This window comes from Arthrobacter sp. Soil736, assembly GCF_001428005.1.
Classification (GTDB): domain Bacteria; phylum Actinomycetota; class Actinomycetes; order Actinomycetales; family Micrococcaceae; genus Arthrobacter.
The window spans coordinates 117,397-132,420 of the sequence record NZ_LMSB01000001.1; the positions used below are offsets into that span (position 1 = coordinate 117,397).

The 15,024-nt window shown below is 67.9% G+C and carries 15 protein-coding genes; 8 read left to right on the forward strand and 7 right to left on the reverse strand.

Going from position 1 to position 15,024, the window contains the following annotated elements:
- The first annotated feature begins 24 nt into the window (after window positions 1–24).
- From ASG92_RS00570 to ASG92_RS00590, 5 genes are all read left to right on the forward strand, one after another.
- A complete protein-coding gene (locus ASG92_RS00570) occupies window positions 25–1,395 on the forward strand; it encodes an MBL fold metallo-hydrolase (protein ID WP_056622902.1) in 1,371 nt (456 codons plus the stop codon).
- Window positions 1,396–1,434: 39 nt separating this feature from the next.
- Window positions 1,435–1,926, forward strand: coding sequence for a universal stress protein (locus ASG92_RS00575; protein WP_056622906.1), 492 nt, complete (start codon window positions 1,435–1,437; stop codon window positions 1,924–1,926).
- Window positions 1,927–2,034: 108 nt separating this feature from the next.
- The gene (locus ASG92_RS00580) at window positions 2,035–3,351 is read left to right on the forward strand and encodes a GNAT family N-acetyltransferase (protein ID WP_056622909.1); all 1,317 of its coding nucleotides are present in this window, start codon (window positions 2,035–2,037) and stop codon (window positions 3,349–3,351) included.
- 100 nt (window positions 3,352–3,451) lie between these two features.
- Complete coding sequence (locus ASG92_RS00585) at window positions 3,452–4,087, forward strand: hypothetical protein (RefSeq protein WP_056622911.1); 636 nt, start codon at window positions 3,452–3,454, stop codon at window positions 4,085–4,087.
- 51 nt (window positions 4,088–4,138) lie between these two features.
- A complete protein-coding gene (locus tag ASG92_RS00590; RefSeq protein WP_056622914.1) occupies window positions 4,139–5,401 on the forward strand; it encodes a low temperature requirement protein A in 1,263 nt (420 codons plus the stop codon).
- On the opposite strand, the gene ASG92_RS00595 is transcribed toward ASG92_RS00590, so the two are convergent.
- From ASG92_RS00595 to gluQRS, 3 genes are read right to left on the reverse strand one after another with little or no spacing between them, the layout of a single operon-like run.
- Window positions 5,376–6,392: an NADP-dependent oxidoreductase gene (locus tag ASG92_RS00595; RefSeq protein WP_056622917.1), complete on the reverse strand. Its 1,017-nt coding sequence runs from the start codon at window positions 6,390–6,392 to the stop codon at window positions 5,376–5,378. The genes ASG92_RS00590 and ASG92_RS00595 overlap by 26 nt on opposite strands.
- Window positions 6,393–6,394: 2 nt before the next feature.
- The gene (locus ASG92_RS00600) at window positions 6,395–7,039 is read right to left on the reverse strand and encodes an HD domain-containing protein (RefSeq protein WP_056622919.1); all 645 of its coding nucleotides are present in this window, start codon (window positions 7,037–7,039) and stop codon (window positions 6,395–6,397) included.
- Window positions 7,040–7,080: 41 nt separating this feature from the next.
- A complete protein-coding gene (gene gluQRS, locus ASG92_RS00605; protein WP_056622922.1) occupies window positions 7,081–7,962 on the reverse strand; it encodes a tRNA glutamyl-Q(34) synthetase GluQRS in 882 nt (293 codons plus the stop codon).
- A 335-nt stretch (window positions 7,963–8,297) separates the two neighbouring features.
- On the opposite strand from gluQRS, the gene ASG92_RS00610 reads away from it, so the two are divergent.
- Both ASG92_RS00610 and ASG92_RS00615 read left to right on the forward strand, forming a co-directional pair.
- Complete coding sequence (locus ASG92_RS00610) at window positions 8,298–8,807, forward strand: Lrp/AsnC family transcriptional regulator (protein WP_200951844.1); 510 nt, start codon at window positions 8,298–8,300, stop codon at window positions 8,805–8,807.
- A gap of 185 nt (window positions 8,808–8,992) precedes the next feature.
- Entirely contained in the window at window positions 8,993–11,713 is a 2,721-nt protein-coding gene (locus ASG92_RS00615) for an FG-GAP-like repeat-containing protein (RefSeq protein WP_056622925.1), read from the forward strand.
- Window positions 11,714–11,835: 122 nt separating this feature from the next.
- On the opposite strand, the gene ASG92_RS00620 is transcribed toward ASG92_RS00615, so the two are convergent.
- Window positions 11,836–12,291 (reverse strand): Lrp/AsnC family transcriptional regulator, encoded by a 456-nt coding sequence (locus tag ASG92_RS00620; RefSeq protein WP_078028295.1) that lies wholly within the window; start codon window positions 12,289–12,291, stop codon window positions 11,836–11,838.
- A 103-nt stretch (window positions 12,292–12,394) separates the two neighbouring features.
- Here ASG92_RS00620 and ASG92_RS00625 point away from each other — a divergent pair, with 103 nt between their 5' ends.
- On the forward strand, window positions 12,395–13,042 hold the full coding sequence (locus tag ASG92_RS00625) for a LysE family translocator (protein WP_056622928.1): 648 nt from the start codon (window positions 12,395–12,397) through the stop codon (window positions 13,040–13,042).
- A gap of 11 nt (window positions 13,043–13,053) precedes the next feature.
- On the opposite strand, the gene ASG92_RS00630 is transcribed toward ASG92_RS00625, so the two are convergent.
- The 3 genes from ASG92_RS00630 to ASG92_RS00640 are packed head-to-tail and all read right to left on the reverse strand — an operon-like array spanning window position 13,054 to window position 14,964.
- A complete protein-coding gene (locus tag ASG92_RS00630; protein ID WP_056622931.1) occupies window positions 13,054–13,413 on the reverse strand; it encodes a nuclear transport factor 2 family protein in 360 nt (119 codons plus the stop codon).
- Between the two features lie 58 nt (window positions 13,414–13,471).
- A complete protein-coding gene (locus ASG92_RS00635; RefSeq protein WP_056622933.1) occupies window positions 13,472–14,434 on the reverse strand; it encodes a hypothetical protein in 963 nt (320 codons plus the stop codon).
- A gap of 26 nt (window positions 14,435–14,460) precedes the next feature.
- Complete coding sequence (locus ASG92_RS00640) at window positions 14,461–14,964, reverse strand: DUF456 domain-containing protein (RefSeq protein WP_056622938.1); 504 nt, start codon at window positions 14,962–14,964, stop codon at window positions 14,461–14,463.
- Between the last annotated feature and the right edge of the window lie 60 nt (window positions 14,965–15,024).

Consider the following 15,024-nt stretch of genomic DNA (forward strand, 5'->3'; position numbering starts at 1 on the left):
CGGAACGTCGAAGGACCGGGATCAATGGACGTCGTTGTCATCGAAACCCCGCAGCTGGGGGACCGCAGCTACCTGGTCCATGACGGCCGCGTGGGGCTGGTGATCGACGCCCAGCGGGACACGGACCGCGTCGAGGAAGCCGCGCAGCAGGCAGGCGTGGAAATCACCCACGTCGCCGAGACCCACGTCCACAACGACTACCTCACGGGCGGACTGATCCTGGCCCGCGCCCACGGCGCAAAGTACCTGGTCAACGCCGCGGATTCCGTTAGCTTCGAGCGCGAGCCCATCACCGACGGACAGTCCGTGCAGATCGGCGGGTTCTCCCTCAGGGCCGTGGCCACCCCCGGCCACACGCACACCCACCTGTCCTATGTGGTCACGGACGGGCGCACCCAGGCGGTCTTTTCCGGCGGCAGCCTGCTCTACGGCTCGGTGGGCCGCACGGACCTAGTCGGCCCCGCTGACACGGCCGGGCTGGCCCGGGACCAGTACGCCTCGGTGCGCCGGCTGGCTGACGAGGCCGGACCCGACGCGGCCCTGTTCCCGACACACGGTTTCGGCTCATTCTGCTCGATTGGCCCGGCAACGAGCGCGGCGGCGTCCACCATCCGGGAGCAACGCGCCACCAACCACGCCCTGACCGATCCGGACCCCGAGCATTTTGTGGCCGAACTAATGGCCAACCTTTCTGCCTATCCCTCCTATTACGCCCACATGGCCCCGATCAACATGACCGGCCCGGAGCCCGCGGACCTGAGCCTGCCTGAGTCCTTGGATGGAGCTGAACTCGCCAGCCGGCTGGCCAGGGGCGAATGGGTGGTGGATCTCCGCCGCCGCGTGCTCTTCGCGAGCAACCACCTGGACGGGACCGTGAGCTTCGAATACGGGTCCGGGTCCAGCTTCAGTTCGTACCTCGGTTGGGTCCTTCCGTGGGGAGAAAAGCTGACGCTGGTGGGCGACCGCAAGGACCTGCGGAGCGCCATCCGGGACCTCTCCCGCATCGGCATCGACCGCCCGGACGCCGCAGTCGGCACCGAGCCACACATACTCGCGCCCGGTGCCCCGGTCGCCTCCTATCCCCGCGCCGGGTGGGCCGCCGTCGTCGCAGAAAAACCCGCGGGCGAGCCAGTGCTGGATGTCCGGCGCACGGAGGAGTTTGAAGCATCCCACGTGGCCGATGCGCTCAACGTACCCCTGCACGAACTGCTGGGACGCCTGGACGAGCTTCCGGCCGGCAGGATCTGGGTGCACTGCAATTCCGGATACCGGGCCGCCGTGGCGGCCAGCCTGCTGCAGCGGGCGGGGCGGGACGTGGTGCACATCGACGCCCGGTTCCGGGAGGCCGCCGCGGCGGGAGTCCCGATGCACCTGCAAGCGGCGCAGCGACACTAAGCGGCTTATCGAGGATCCACATTTCAAAGGAGAACCGTGATGGATGCTGAAGGCAAAGTGGTTGTGGGCGTTGACGGCTCAGAGTCCTCCATAGAGGCGCTGCGCTTCGCGGCCCGGGTGGCGCCCGCCCTGGACGCCCGGGTTCACGCCGTGGCCTGCTGGCATTTTCCCGAGATGTACGCCGGATATGTGCCGCCGGACTTCGACGCATTCGAGGCCTCCACCGCCAAAATACTGGCGGAAACCATCGACAAGGCCTATGGTCCGGACGCTCCCGAGGGCCTGACCACGGAGCTGGTGCGCGGCCCCGCGCCGGAGAAGCTCGTGGAGGCAGGGGCCGGGGCGCGGATGCTGGTGGTTGGGCGCAGGGGCCACGGCGGATTCCTGGGCCTGCACCTGGGGTCGGTTAGCTCAGCCTGCGTTTCGCACGCCGACTGCCCGGTCCTGGTGGTGCATGTGAAAGAAAGCCACCGCGCCCACCACCTCTGGTGGGCCTCCAAGGCAAAGAACCACGACCCGGCCAAGCCCTGACCGGCCCGCGTAACGCAACGCACCCGCAACCCCCTGCCCGGCCGGTTCGCATATGCTCAGCAGACAGGCTCAACCTGGCTCAGCGACGAACCACCCGGGAGACACTTCATGACCAACTGGCGGATCAGGGATTTCCACTCAGCGGACCTGGACGGCATCCTGCACCTCTGGGAGTCGTTGAAGGCCACCAACGTTGAACCCGTCTACGCGCTCTCCGAGGTGCTCGCGTCCTGCGAAAAAGACCACGCCGTCGTGGCGGTGCTGGGCGACCAGGTGGTGGGCGCCGCCGTCGGACGCGCCGCGCACGACCAAGGCTGGATCGTCTTCCTGGCCACGCTGCCGGAGTACCGCGGCCGCGGGATCGGAACGTCGCTGCTGGCCGCCGTCGAAAACCGGATGGCGCCGCACGGGCTGAACAAGCTGTCCGCGCTTATGCCGGAGTCGGAAACCCGGGTGGAGGCCTTCCTGAGCCGGGGGTTCATGCTCAAGAAGAACCTGCGCTACTTCGAGCGCACCATCCCCGTCCAGCGCCAGGAGCTTGAGCCGCTGGGCCTGCTGGGCGGCCGCATCCTGGCCCGGGACCTGTGGGAGAACGTGGCCGGCATGCGCCGCGAGAAGGAGCTGCTGGAGCGGCGCCTCGTGCTGCCGCTGGCGGAGGCCGACCTGGCCGACGAGTACGGCGTGGTGCCGCCGCGCGCCGTGGTGCTGTTCGGCCCGCCCGGCACCGGCAAGACCACCTTCGCCAAGGCGATCGCGTCACGGCTGGAGTGGCCGTTCGTGGAGGTCTTCCCCTCCCGGCTGGCCTCCGACCCCAAGGGCCTCGCCGGCGCGCTGCGCGAGACGTTCCTGGAGATCGCCGAGCTCGAGCACGCTGTGGTGTTCATCGACGAGGTGGAGGAGATCGCCTCGCAGCGGTCGGGCGAGCCGCCGTCGCCGCTGCAGGGCGTCACGAACGAACTCCTCAAGATCATCCCGGCCTTCCGCGAACAGCCCGGCCGCCTGCTGGTCTGCGCCACCAACTTCATCCGCGCGCTGGACACCGCCTTCCTGCGCCACGGCCGGTTCGACTACGTCATCCCCATCGGCCTCCCCGACCGCCAGGCCCGCGAGGCCATGTGGCAGCGCTTCATCCCCGCCGCCGTGGTGGACGACGTCGACGTGGAGCTTTTGGTGGACCGCACCGAAGGCTTCTCCCCCGCGGACATCGAGTACGCCGCCCGGAGCGCCTCCCAGCGCGCGCTGGAAAAAGCAGTGTACGACGACGGCGGGCTGGCGTCCGGGGGCACCGTGGCCGTCCGCGAGGCCGTCCGGAAGGGCCCCGCCACGCAGGACTACCTCGACGCCATCGCTGACACCCGGACCACCGTCAGCGAAGAGGTGCACCAGATCTTCCTCGAGGACATCGAGGCACTCGGCCGGGTGTAGCCCTGCCCCGCCGCCATTTCGACGGTTCCCTGCCAGCTAGACGTGGGCTACCGTCTAGCTGGGCACGCTTCCATCGAAATGGCCACGGGAGGGAAGAGCCGTGATCCTGTTCCTGACGGTTGTGAGCGGGCTGGCCTGGACGGTGGTGTACGCAGAGGCCATCCGGCTTGGCTTCCGCGACCGCACCTACGCCATTCCGGCCGCGGCCCTGGCCCTGAACTTCGCCTGGGAGGTGGTCCACGCCTCGCATTCCGTGGCCACCGGGATTACCGCCCAGGGTGTCTTCAACATCGTGTGGGGACTGGCTGACGTCCTCATCGTGTACACGTTCCTCAGGTTCGGGAGGGCCGAGTTGCCATCGTGGGTCACGCGGCGGCTCTTCATCGGCTGGGCGGTGCTGCTGGGCGTCGTGTCCTTCGCGGTGCAGCTGCTGTTCGTGGTGGAGTTCGGCTGGGATGACGCCGCCCGCTACGCCGCGTTCCTGCAGAACCTGCTGATGTCGGGGCTGTTCATCGCGATGTTCGTGGCCCGCGGCGGCAGCAGGGGCCAATCGCTCGTCATCGCGGTGGCGAAATGGATCGGAACCTTGGCTCCCACCATCGTGTTCGGCTGGTACGGGAATTCACCCCTGGTCCTTGGCCTCGGCGCGCTCTGCAGTGTGTTGGATGTGGCCTACATCGGCCTGATGTGGCGGGGACGGGCTGCCTCGGCCGTGACGGGTCCTGCCTCCTCCTGACCTGCTCCGGGCGCTGGAGCGTTACTTCTCCCCGGCGGTATTCTTTGAGCCATGTCCAACAATCCCCTCCGGCATGCCGTGGCCCGCATGGGCGGCCGCGACCCGCATGAAAAGCACCGTGCCGCCACCCCGTTGGAGCTGTTCTTCGACCTGACGTTTGTCATTGCCTTCGGAGTGGCGGGAAGCCAGTTCGCCCACGAGATCGCCGAAGCCCATTTCGGTGCCGGGCTGCTGGGCTTCTCCTTCGCGATGTTCGCCGTGATCTGGGCCTGGATCAACTTCACCTGGTTTGCCAGCGCCTACGACACCGACGACTGGGTCTTCCGGGTGGTCACGATGATCCAGCTGCTTGGCGTGCTCATTCTCGCCATGGGGATCGAGCCGCTGTTCCACTCGTTGGTGGAGGGCGACCATGTGGACAACGCCGTGATCGTGGGCGGCTACGTGATCATGCGCCTTGCCCTGGTGTTCCAGTGGCTGCGCGCGGGGCGGCAGGACCCAGCCCGCCGCCAGACTTGCCTGCGCTACGCAACCTATCTTGGTGTGGTGCAGCTCGGCTGGATCGCGGTGCTGATCATTCAGGCCGACCTACCGACGACCATCATGATGATCGTCCCCCTCTACGTGCTGGAAATGGCTACGCCCTACGTCGCCGAGCGCTCAATGCGGACCCCGTGGCACGCGCACCACATCGCCGAGCGCTACGGGCTGCTCGCCATCATCGCCCTCGGCGAATGCCTGATCGGCGCGATCGAAACCCTCCGCGCCATCGTGGCCAACCATGGCTGGAGCGTCGATGCGGCGCTGGTGGGGTTCGGCGGGACAGCGCTGGCCTTCAGCATGTGGTGGATCTACTTCATCCTGCCCGCCGGCCAGGCCCTGCACCTTCAGCGGCACCGCTCGTTCTTCTTCGGCTACGGGCACATGCCGATCTTCGCTGCCATCGCCGCGACGGGCGCCGGACTGCATGTGGCCGCCTACTACATCGACCATGAGGCGCACATCAGCGCCGCCGTGGCGGTGGCCAGCATTGCGGTACCCGTAGCGCTGTTCAAACTCTCCCTGACTTGGCTGTTCAGCGTCATGATCTGCGCGGACCGCACCGTCATTGCCGTCGCCGCCGGAGTGCTGGTGGTGCTGGCCGGCACCGTTGCCCTCGCCGAAGCCGGGGTTTCCGTGCCCGTCTGCCTGATGGTGATTGTCGCGGCTCTTGGCGCATCGATCGTCATTGATGAGCGCCGCGGCACGGAGCGGCTGGGCGCGGCATTGGAGCACTTGGAACGCGGGGCTACCGGGGCGCGGCCGGCAGAATGACCACGATTTTGCCCTTGGCACGCCCCCGCTCCAGGGCGGCGAAGGCGTCGGCGATGCTGCCGAACGGATACTCGCTGTCAACGACAGGCTGAAGCGCCCCGTCATCGACCAGTGCGGCGAGGAAGCGCAGGTCATCCGCGCTGGGATGCATGAAGAGGTAGCGGTAGCCTGCGCGTGCCCGCCTGGCCCGCAACCGGATCGGAAGGCTGATGGCCCAGAAGAGCGCCGCGACCCAGCCGGGAGCGGCCAGGTCCTTCCGCGCGGTCAGCGGCTCGGGGACTCCGGCGATCGACACCACCATGCCTCCCGGCTTGAGGATCCGGAAAGACTGCTTCAGCGCGTCGCCGCCCACCAGGTCCAGCACGGCGTCATAGTCCTGAAGTTCGTCGTCAATGCGGTTCCGGGTGTAGTCGATCACCCGGTCCGCACCCAGTCTCCGCACCAGTTCATCCCCGCGGGCAGACGCCGTGGTGGTTACCTCAGCACCGAAGTGCTTAGCCAGCTGGATCGCCAGCGTTCCCACGCCGCCCGCGCCACCGGCAATGAAGAGCCTGGTGCCTTTCCCGACGGCGAGTTCGTCGCGCAGGGCCTGAAGTGCCGTAAGGCCGGCCAAGGGCAGTCCCGCCGCTTCGGCGAACCCCAGCGACACCGGCATGGCGGCGACGTGCCCCTGCTGAACGCACACAAGCTCTGCAAAGGCGCCGAGGGTGGCCTTGTCCACGCGCGCATAAACGCGGTCCCCAAGTTCGAACCCGCTCGTTCCGGGGCCCACGGCGTCCACCGTTCCGGCCACTTCGCAGCCGGCAATGATGGGAAGCCGGTGTCGGCTGATGGCCCGCAGCTTTCCCTGGCGCAGCTTGTAGTCGACAGGATTGAGCCCGGCGGCGGCCACCCGGATCCGCACCTCACCGGGTCCTGGATGCGGTTCGGGGACGTCCCGGAACTCCATGGCGTCTGCCGCTCCGTACCGGGTGAGGACGTAGGCGAGCACGGCTAGTCCCTGGGTGCGCCGTCCGGCTCGGGGGTCTCGACAGGCTCGTCCTGCGGGGCATCTTCGTAGGCGAGATTCTCGTAGTCGGTGTCGTCCGCCTCGTCCAGGCGGTCGTCCAGCTCCTCGAGTAGCCAAGGGTTCACCCTCGCCAGGATCTTCCGGATCTCCTCCTCGGGAACGGCGGCGTACAGCACCGGACGAGCGTCGGCATAGCGCGTCACCGGCGGCTTGTCCGGCCATTTCTCCGCCAGGGCCTTCACCCGTTCCGGCAGGGAATTGTGCGCGTTGTCGGCGATCTTCACCAGGGTGGCGTCATGGTCCTCGGCGATAAAACGGATGCCGGCCTCGTAGTCGTCCGGGTTGTCATGCAGCCGCTTGGTGACCCGCTCGATGATGCCCACCGCCCGCTCCGAAACGCCCATGTCCAGCAGCGCCTGCCGTGTCATGGGCGTGTCCTCGGCGATGTCGTGGAGGTAGCCGGCGATCCGGATGTCGTCGTCGAAATCGGCCAGCGCATCACCGACCGCGATAACGTGCTCACGGTACGGGCGCTTGAGCTTGTCCTTCTGGCGGTTGTGCGCCACTTCGGCAAGGACCTTGGCGGTCTCTACAGTGAAGCGTGCTTCCGGCGATCCTTGTTCTGGCATGCATTCAGCGTACCCACCGCCACCAAGTACACCGCCACCAACTACACGCCCGGCCACACCCACGGCTCCCGCGGCAGGGCCGCGGGATCGAATGCTTCGAGCGCCGACTCCAGGGACTCGCCGGGCAGCCCCAGCGATTCCAGGATCATGCGGCGGACGGCGCCAGCGGGAATCCCGACAGCGGCCAGGTCCCCCAGCGTCACCGCGCCGTCGCGCTTCGCCAGCCGCGCGCCGTCGGAGTTCACCACCAGCGGAACATGGGCATATTCCGGAACCGGCATATGCAGGAGGGAGGCAAGATATGCCTGCCTCGGCGTGGACGGCAGGAGGTCGTCGCCGCGGACCACCTGGTCTATGCCTTGATCGGCATCGTCCACCACCACGGCCAGGTTGTACGCCGTCACGCCGTCGTTGCGGCGCAGCACGAAGTCGTCAACCACCCCCGTGTAGGCCCCGTGCAGAGTGTCCTGAACCGGCCATTCCGCCACCGTGGAACGCAGCCGGATGGCAGCGGGACGGGCGGACCGCTTGAACTCGAGTTCCGCCGTCGACAGCTCCCGGCAGGTCCCCGGGTAGGCGCCCTGCGGCGCATGCGGCGCGGACGGCGCCTCCTGGATCTCCCGGCGGGTGCAGAAGCACTCGTACGTGAGCCCGGCCGCCGCGAGCTCGGTGATCGCTGCCGTGTAGAGCGGTTCACGGTCGGTCTGGCGTACGACGGCGCCGTCCCAGGTCACGCCGAGGGCCGCCAGATCGCGGAGCTGCTCAGCCTCCGCGCCGGCGCGGGCGCGGTCGAGGTCCTCTACGCGCAGCAGGAACCGCCGGCCGGTGGAACGGGCGAAGAGCCACGCAAGGAGGGCCGTCCGGAGGTTTCCGACGTGCAGCTCACCGGACGGGCTGGGGGCGAAACGGCCAGCGCTGGTCATGCCCTCCAGCCTATGCCGAACAACACAAGAGCCCCTCAGCTACCGCGCACTCCGGCGGATAACCGGGGGTCGGTGGCTCAGGGGCTCTTGCCGTGCCGGCTCCGGGCTTCGGGGCTCCGTCCCCGGAGCTCCATCCTTCGAAACATGGCACTGCTTGCGGAAAGACGATGCGTGAACAAGTGTCAATCAGCGGCGGCCTCCTTGCGGGAAGCGTGGTCCAGGGGCCGGGTGGTGTGCCGGGGTCCTGTAGCCTGCGGGCGTTGGCGGTGGCCGCTTCCCTTGTTGCCACAATTTGACCAGAAGTCCTACAGTTGGCGCAACGGACCTTGCCTTGGATGGTCAATCTGACCAACTCCAGATCCCTCGATACCCAGGAAGTGATCAGATTGCAGCAGCTCGACGCCACCGACCGGCGGATCCTCGCCGCCCTCGACGACGATCCGCGGCTCCCCATCATGGTGCTCGCCCAGCGCCTAGGCCTGGCCCGCGGAACGGTTCAGTCGCGCCTGGAGCGGATGACGGCGTCTGGCGCGCTCCGTCCCAACAGCAGCCGTGTGCTTCCCGCCGCCCTTGGGCGCGGCGTGGCGGCAGCGGTGAGCGCTGAGCTGGACCAGAGCCACCTCAACGAGGCCATTGCGGCCCTCCGCGAGATCCCGGAGGTGCTGGAGTGCCATGCCCCGGCCGGCGACACTGACCTCCTGATCCGCGTGGTGGCCACCAGCCCGGATGACCTGTACCGGGTTTCCGAGGAGATCCGGCTGTGCCCGGGGATTGTGCGGACGTCCACGAGCATGTTCCTGCGCGAAGTGATTCCGTACCGGACTACGGGGCTTCTAGGCGACTAACGGGCGACAATCCGGGCGCCACGCCGATCTTGCGCAAATCATTGGAGAAAACTGCGGATATTCTGCCGGCCGTCCTGCGGTGCCGACTGTAGCCTGATCCTGCATCGGCTAGCGCTCCTCGCAGTCAGCCGTTGTGCACTCCACCCCAAGGTCTCCGCCAGGGTTCGGTCTCAATAAGGAACTCCATGCGCCTAATTTCCCGTTCAATCGCCTCTGCGACCGGCCTGCTGGTTCTCGCCGCCGGACTCGTCGCCCTCCCGGCCAGCCCGTCGCTGGCGGCGGCGGACCCGGCAGTGGACGGTCCTGCTGCGCAGTTCGTCGAGGGGACGCCGCACGGGGATCACATGTTCGAGTCCGCCCCCGGGGTGCCCATGGACGGGCTTCCCACGGGACTCGCCCTCCAGACGGAGGCCGGGGCGGCGGCCTCGGCGCCCATCAAGGTCAAGCTGGTGATTGCCAAGCTGGCTGACAACAGGAACACCGTTCCCCTGGCCTCGGCCGAGCAGGCCGTCGCAGCCTCCAGCAACTACTGGAAGGCGATGTCCAACGGCCGCATCTCCATGACCGTTACCAGCCGCACCACGGGCTTCCTGTCCGCCGCCAAATCAACGCAGTCCTACTACGACGTCATCAACACGATTACCAGGGAACTGAAGTGGAGCTACAGCGCGAACACCGCCCTTGTCGTCTTCGTCCCGACCCCCACACTCTCCTCCGGTGCCCTGGGCGCCGGCTACAGCAGCAACGGCAACAGCGGGCGCGTGCTGATGCCCCAGATCAGCAGCTATACCAACAGCGTGATCGCCCACGAGTTCGGTCACGTTCTGGGGTCCATGCATGCCGACGCGCTGCAGTGCAACAGCGGCGCCTCCGACGTCGGCACCACCAGCAGCGGACAGTTCACTGATTCCTCCTGCTACATCCGTGAATACGGCGACACCACCGACCTCATGGGCGCATCGCACCCGAGCATGCCGGTGATCAGCTCGCCCTTCTGGGACTGGAGGGGCCTCGGCCTTGGCAACGAAATCCGCGATCTCGGAGTGGCTGCCGGCGTGAAAAGCTACACGCTCAGGCCGTGGGGAGGCACCCTCGCCGGCCGCGCGGTCAAGTTCACGGACCCCGTCAGCAGGGAGGTTTACTACCTTGAACTGAGGCAGCCTGCCGGGTACGACAATTACCTCGCCTCGGGATCAGCCGGCAACCGGGGCGTCAAGATCATCCAGCGCGGCGGGGCAACTCCTGCCTCCTCCCTAACGCTGATGCCTTCCACCATTCCGTTCAGCGGCTACTACAGCCCCAACCACGCCTGGCAGGCCGGCCGCACCTTCACCACCCACGCCGGGACGCGCGTGACCATCAACACCGTCACGGCCACTTCAGCCACCGTAACGATCGACGCGGACCTCGCGCTGCACACCAAGATCCAGTTCTCGGCAGGCGACTTCAACGGTGACGGCCGCGCGGATGCCATCTCACGGGAAGCCGACGGTTCACTGCTTCTGCTCGCCGGCCAGGCCGGAAACAAGCTGGGTGCACCGGTCAGGATCGGCATCGGGTGGAGTGCCTTCAACACGGTCCTGGGCGACGGCGACTTCAACGGTGACGGCCGGGTTGACCTCATTGCACGGTCATCCGGCGGCGCCCTGTGGCTGTATCCCGGCACCGGCACCGGCGGCTTCCAGGCACGGAAGCAGATCGGGTCCGGCTGGGACATCTTCAAGCGCATCATTGCGGCCGGCGATTTCGACGGCGACGGGCGCCGCGACCTGATCGGCATGCGCACCGACGGATCATTGTGGCTCTACCCGGGCAACGGGACCGGCGGCTTCCTGCCGGCGAAGCAGGTGGGGTCCGGCTGGCAGGGATTCACTGCCCTGGCAGCGGCCGGCGGACTCACCGACGGAGCCCCCGGCCTGCTGGCACGGAGCAGCGACGGCACCGTCTACCTCTACCCGGGCACCGGAACGGGCGGGTTCCTGGCCCGCACCACCCTGGCGACCGGCTGGAACGCCGCAGCCGACCTGATGGGCGGCCACGACTTCACCGCCGACGGCCTCACCGACGTCCTGGTTGCCAGCAAGACCGGCGCCCTGACGGCGTACCCCGGAAACGGGGGCGGCGGCTTCGCGGTCAAGCTGAAGATCGGCTTCGGCTGGAACGCGTTCAGCCAGGTCTGGGAGGCCGGCGACTTCGATGGCGACGGCAAGCCGGATGTCCTGGCCCGTTCCGCCGACGGCGCGTTGAGGCTCTACTCCGGAAACGGTTCCGGCGGGTTCCGTGCCGCCCGCCAGATCGGCAGCGGCTGGCAGGGCTTCGACCAGGTGCTCTCGGCGGGCAACTTCAACGGCGCCGGCGGCCCGGACCTCGTAGCCCGGCAGGCGGACGGCTCGTTCTGGCTCTACCCGACCGACGGGAAGGGAACCTTCCTGGCCCCGAAGAAGATCGGCAGCGGTTGGAGTATTTTCACGCGGATGCTGGCACCAGGCGACTTCTCCGGCGACGGGCGCAACGACGTCATCGGCCAGTCCGAGGACGGCAAGCTCTGGCTGTATCCGGGCAACGGAACCGGCGGCTTCCTGGCACGCAAGGAGATCGGCTCCGGCTGGGGCATCTTCGACCAGGTGATTGCGGCGAATGACTTCAACGGTGACGGGAAGGCCGACATCATGGCCCGTACCGCGGACGGCAACCTCTGGCTCTACCCCGGCAACGGAGCCTCCGGCTTCCTCGCCCGCAAGCAGCTCGGCACCGGCTGGGACGTCTTCCAGTCCCTGGCCAGCGTGGGCCGGTTCGCCGGAACAGCCAACCCGAACGTCCTCTCCACGTCGGCCGACGGGACGCTCTGGCTCCACACGGGCACGGGGACGGGCGCCCTCCAGAACGTTGTCCTGAATCCCCGCTGAGCCCGGGGCTGACAACAACGGGCCGGCCGCGGAAGTCACCTTCCCGCGGCCGGCCGCACTCCATTACCCAGCTCCTTGCCCAGAAGGGCCGCGTCCAGAGAGGGCGGTTCAGACGAGGCCGCTCAGACGGGCGGGCCGGCGTTCGACTTCAGGTTCTTCATCACCAGCGTCGAGGTCAGCCGTTCCACGCCCGGGAGGGACGTCAGTTCGCTGTCGTAGAAGCGCTGGTACGACGGAAGGTCCGCGGCAATCACCTTCAGCAGGTAGTCCGGGGAGCCGAACAGCCGCTGGGCCTCCACGATGTTGGGGTTCCCGGCCACGCGGTTCTCGAAGATCTCCATGGTGGGCCGGTCCACCTGCCGCAGCGTCACGAAGACTATCGCCTCAAAACCGAGCCCGACGGCGGCCGGGTCGATGTCCGCTTTATAGCCGCGGATCACGCCGGACGACTCGAGGTCCCGGAGCCGGCGGTGGCACGGCGCCACGGTCAGGCCCACCTTCGCGGCGAGGGCCGTGGCAGTCATCCGCCCGTCCTCTTTGAGGTAGCGCAAAATATTTCTGTCGATATGGTCGATCACGCAAATATCTTACTCCCGCAGCGGCGATCTGCGCGAAAACAGTGAACACTTATGGCGGCAATTTGCCTAGGCTTTTCCTGTAACCGTCAGTCAGGAGCCCGCCGTGAATCTTCAGCTTTTCCTAGCGTTCGTGGTGGTCGCCGCCGTCCTCGCCTGCACGCCCGGAGTGGACTGGGCCTACTCCATCACGGCGGGCCTGGGGCGCCGCAGCTTTGTGCCCGCGGTGGCCGGCCTGTGCAGCGGCTACGTCCTTCACACCGCCCTCATGGTGGCGGGCCTGGCCGCCCTCCTGGCCGGCATGCCGGGGGTCCTGGGCTGGATCACCGTTGCCGGAGCCGCCTACCTGCTCTGGCTCGGAACCGCCACCATCAGGTCCTGGCGGGGTGCGAGCTTCACCGCAGCGGCTGCCGTCGACAACCCCGGGCAGAACCAGCTCCGGACCTTCCTCCAGGGAATGGGGACCAGCGGAATCAACCCCAAGGGCCTGCTCTTCTACGTGGCGCTCGTGCCGCAGTTCGTCAGCGCCGAGGCGCCGCTGCCCGTGCCGGTGCAGTCGGGACTGCTCGGGCTGACGTTCGTGCTGCTGGCAGCCGTCGTCTACACGTGCGTGGCCTTGCTGTCGCGGAAGCTTCTGCAGTCCCGGCCCGGCGCCGCGCGCAAGGTGACGCTGGCCAGCGGGATCATCATGGTGGGCCTCGGCGCGGTGCTGCTCTCCGAACAGCTTCTCCCCCTCATCGCGGGCCTGGCCTAGCCCGGGCCAGCTCAGGTCTTGCGCTCCATGAACCACTCGGTGAAGGCGCTTGCCCGTCCGCCCGGGCCAAGCCTGATCACCCAAAGGTTCTCGTAGCTCGGCCTGTCATCGAGGTAGGTGGTGCGCCCCTGCACGAAAGCGAGATCGCCGTCGGTTCCCAGGACGGACCACTCGAATCTCCAGTCCCCGGGCTTGTCCGCGGAGGCGATCCACTTTTCCACGATCTGTTCGCGTCCGCGCCAGGCGTCCGGGTCATACGGGTGGGTGGCGTAGACGGCATCCTCGGTGAACAGTGCCCGGATGTCGTCGGCCGCGTTGGAGGTCCAGGCCCGGATGTAGCCCTCCACCCAGCTGCTGATTGCGTCGGTCATTTGTCCGTTCTACTCCGGCGGACCGCCGCTCACAAGGGCCACGGGACCGGCACCAGCGTCAGTCCCCGTCCAGTTCCTTCCACTCCTGCTCCCACAGCCGGCGCTCCTCGACATCCTTGCGGATGACCTCGAACGTCTCGAGCTCGGCACGCCGGCGCCGCCAGTCCCGCGGGTTCAGGGACTTGCGGCCGTTATCCAGCACGAGCAGGGCCCTGTCGGTCAGGGCGTCGTTGCGCAGCGCCATGCTGGTTTTGCGCCGCCGCAGGACCTCCTTCAGCGCCCGCTGCGCGTGCTCGTGGGCGCCGAGCCGGCGCAGCGAACGCGCCCGGACCAGCAGCAGGGCGGCGGAGAGGTCATCTGCGTTGAGCAGCCCTTCCGTCCAGACCACAACCTCCTGGTCCCGCCCGAGGGTGTAGGCCAGCGCGCACTTCGCGAGTGCGGTGGGCAACGACGGCGGCAGCATGGAGAGCGCTTCCAGCGCAGCGACCGTCTGGCCCGTCTCGCGCAGGGAATGCGACAGGGCCAGGAACACCGACTCCTCGCTGAACAGCACCGGGACTTCGACGCGCTCGGCGACTTCCACCCGGGTGACCACGCGGGTCAGGTAGCTGGCCGCGAACTGGTTCGCGTCGTCGTCGTTCCTGATGCTGAGGCCGCGCTGCAGCAGCTCCACGGCTCGCAGGTAGCCGCCCTGTTTGTGGGCGAGCAGCCCGGCCATCACGTAGCACAGGCCCGCCCAGCCGGGGTATTCGCGGGCGGCGGCGATCAGCCGGTTGGGGTCGGTGCTGGCGAAGATGGCGTCGTAGACGGCCCTGGCGGCCTTGCCTGGGAGGATCCTGAGCCTGGGGACGCTGCCGTCCACACTGATCCGGGCGGAGTCCCTGCCGCCAAGCACGCCGTGGAGCAGCCCGCCGACGCCGTCGGCAATTTCCTTCACCGGGGTGCGGACCTGACCGCCGCCGAACGGCGTGAGGTCGCGGGTGTCGCGGTAGATCGGTCCTGGAATCTGCCCCGCGGTCATTCCTCCATGCTAATAGCCAGGAGAAACTAGCCCGAAGCCGCGGCCACCCACACGCCGATGACCCAGGTGCTGGCGGCAAGGCAGGCCAGCCCGAACTCCGCGAGGATGCCCAGGCCGGTGGCTTTGAGCGCCGCCCAGCTGGTGGTCAGGGCGGTGCGGAAGTCGCGGGTGCGGTGGAGTTCGCTGAGCAGGAGCCCGGCGGCGAAGCCAACGAACAGGCCCACCACGGGAATGACGAACATTCCCGCGATGCCCAGCACGATGCCGGCCGCGACGCTCCGGTTGGGGATCCTGTGCCGCCTGAGTTTCCGGCCGGCGAGCACCGCGCTGGCAGCCATGCCGGCCAGCACGAAAATCATGCCGATGGTGAAAACCACCCAGCCGGTGGTGCCTTCGCCGCCCCAGATGGCCCAGGCCAGCAGGCCCAGACCGATCAGGAAGCTGCCGGGCAGCACCGGGATGACGGTGCCGGCCACGCCCACGAGGATGGCCAGGCCGCACAGGACGGTCACTACGGTCTGGGCGTTCATTCCCCCAGTCTAGGGTTCCAGCCCGGGGTTCCGCGGGCCGGCGGTGAGGCAGCGCGGCGC

Excerpts from the sequence above, each read along its gene's own strand:
- ASG92_RS00570 (WP_056622902.1), top strand. The coding sequence starts at position 25 with ATGGACGTCGTTGTCATCGAAACCCCGCAGCTGGGGGACCGCAGCTAC.
- ASG92_RS00575 (WP_056622906.1), top strand. The coding sequence starts at position 1,435 with ATGGATGCTGAAGGCAAAGTGGTTGTGGGCGTTGACGGCTCAGAGTCC.
- ASG92_RS00580 (WP_056622909.1), top strand. The coding sequence starts at position 2,035 with ATGACCAACTGGCGGATCAGGGATTTCCACTCAGCGGACCTGGACGGC.
- ASG92_RS00590 (WP_056622914.1), top strand. The coding sequence starts at position 4,139 with ATGTCCAACAATCCCCTCCGGCATGCCGTGGCCCGCATGGGCGGCCGC.
- ASG92_RS00600 (WP_056622919.1), bottom strand. The coding sequence starts at position 7,039 with ATGCCAGAACAAGGATCGCCGGAAGCACGCTTCACTGTAGAGACCGCC.
- gluQRS (WP_056622922.1), bottom strand. The coding sequence starts at position 7,962 with ATGACCAGCGCTGGCCGTTTCGCCCCCAGCCCGTCCGGTGAGCTGCAC.
- ASG92_RS00610 (WP_200951844.1), top strand. The coding sequence starts at position 8,298 with ATGGTCAATCTGACCAACTCCAGATCCCTCGATACCCAGGAAGTGATC.
- ASG92_RS00615 (WP_056622925.1), top strand. The coding sequence starts at position 8,993 with ATGCGCCTAATTTCCCGTTCAATCGCCTCTGCGACCGGCCTGCTGGTT.
- ASG92_RS00630 (WP_056622931.1), bottom strand. The coding sequence starts at position 13,413 with ATGACCGACGCAATCAGCAGCTGGGTGGAGGGCTACATCCGGGCCTGG.
- ASG92_RS00635 (WP_056622933.1), bottom strand. The coding sequence starts at position 14,434 with ATGACCGCGGGGCAGATTCCAGGACCGATCTACCGCGACACCCGCGAC.
- ASG92_RS00640 (WP_056622938.1), bottom strand. The coding sequence starts at position 14,964 with ATGAACGCCCAGACCGTAGTGACCGTCCTGTGCGGCCTGGCCATCCTC.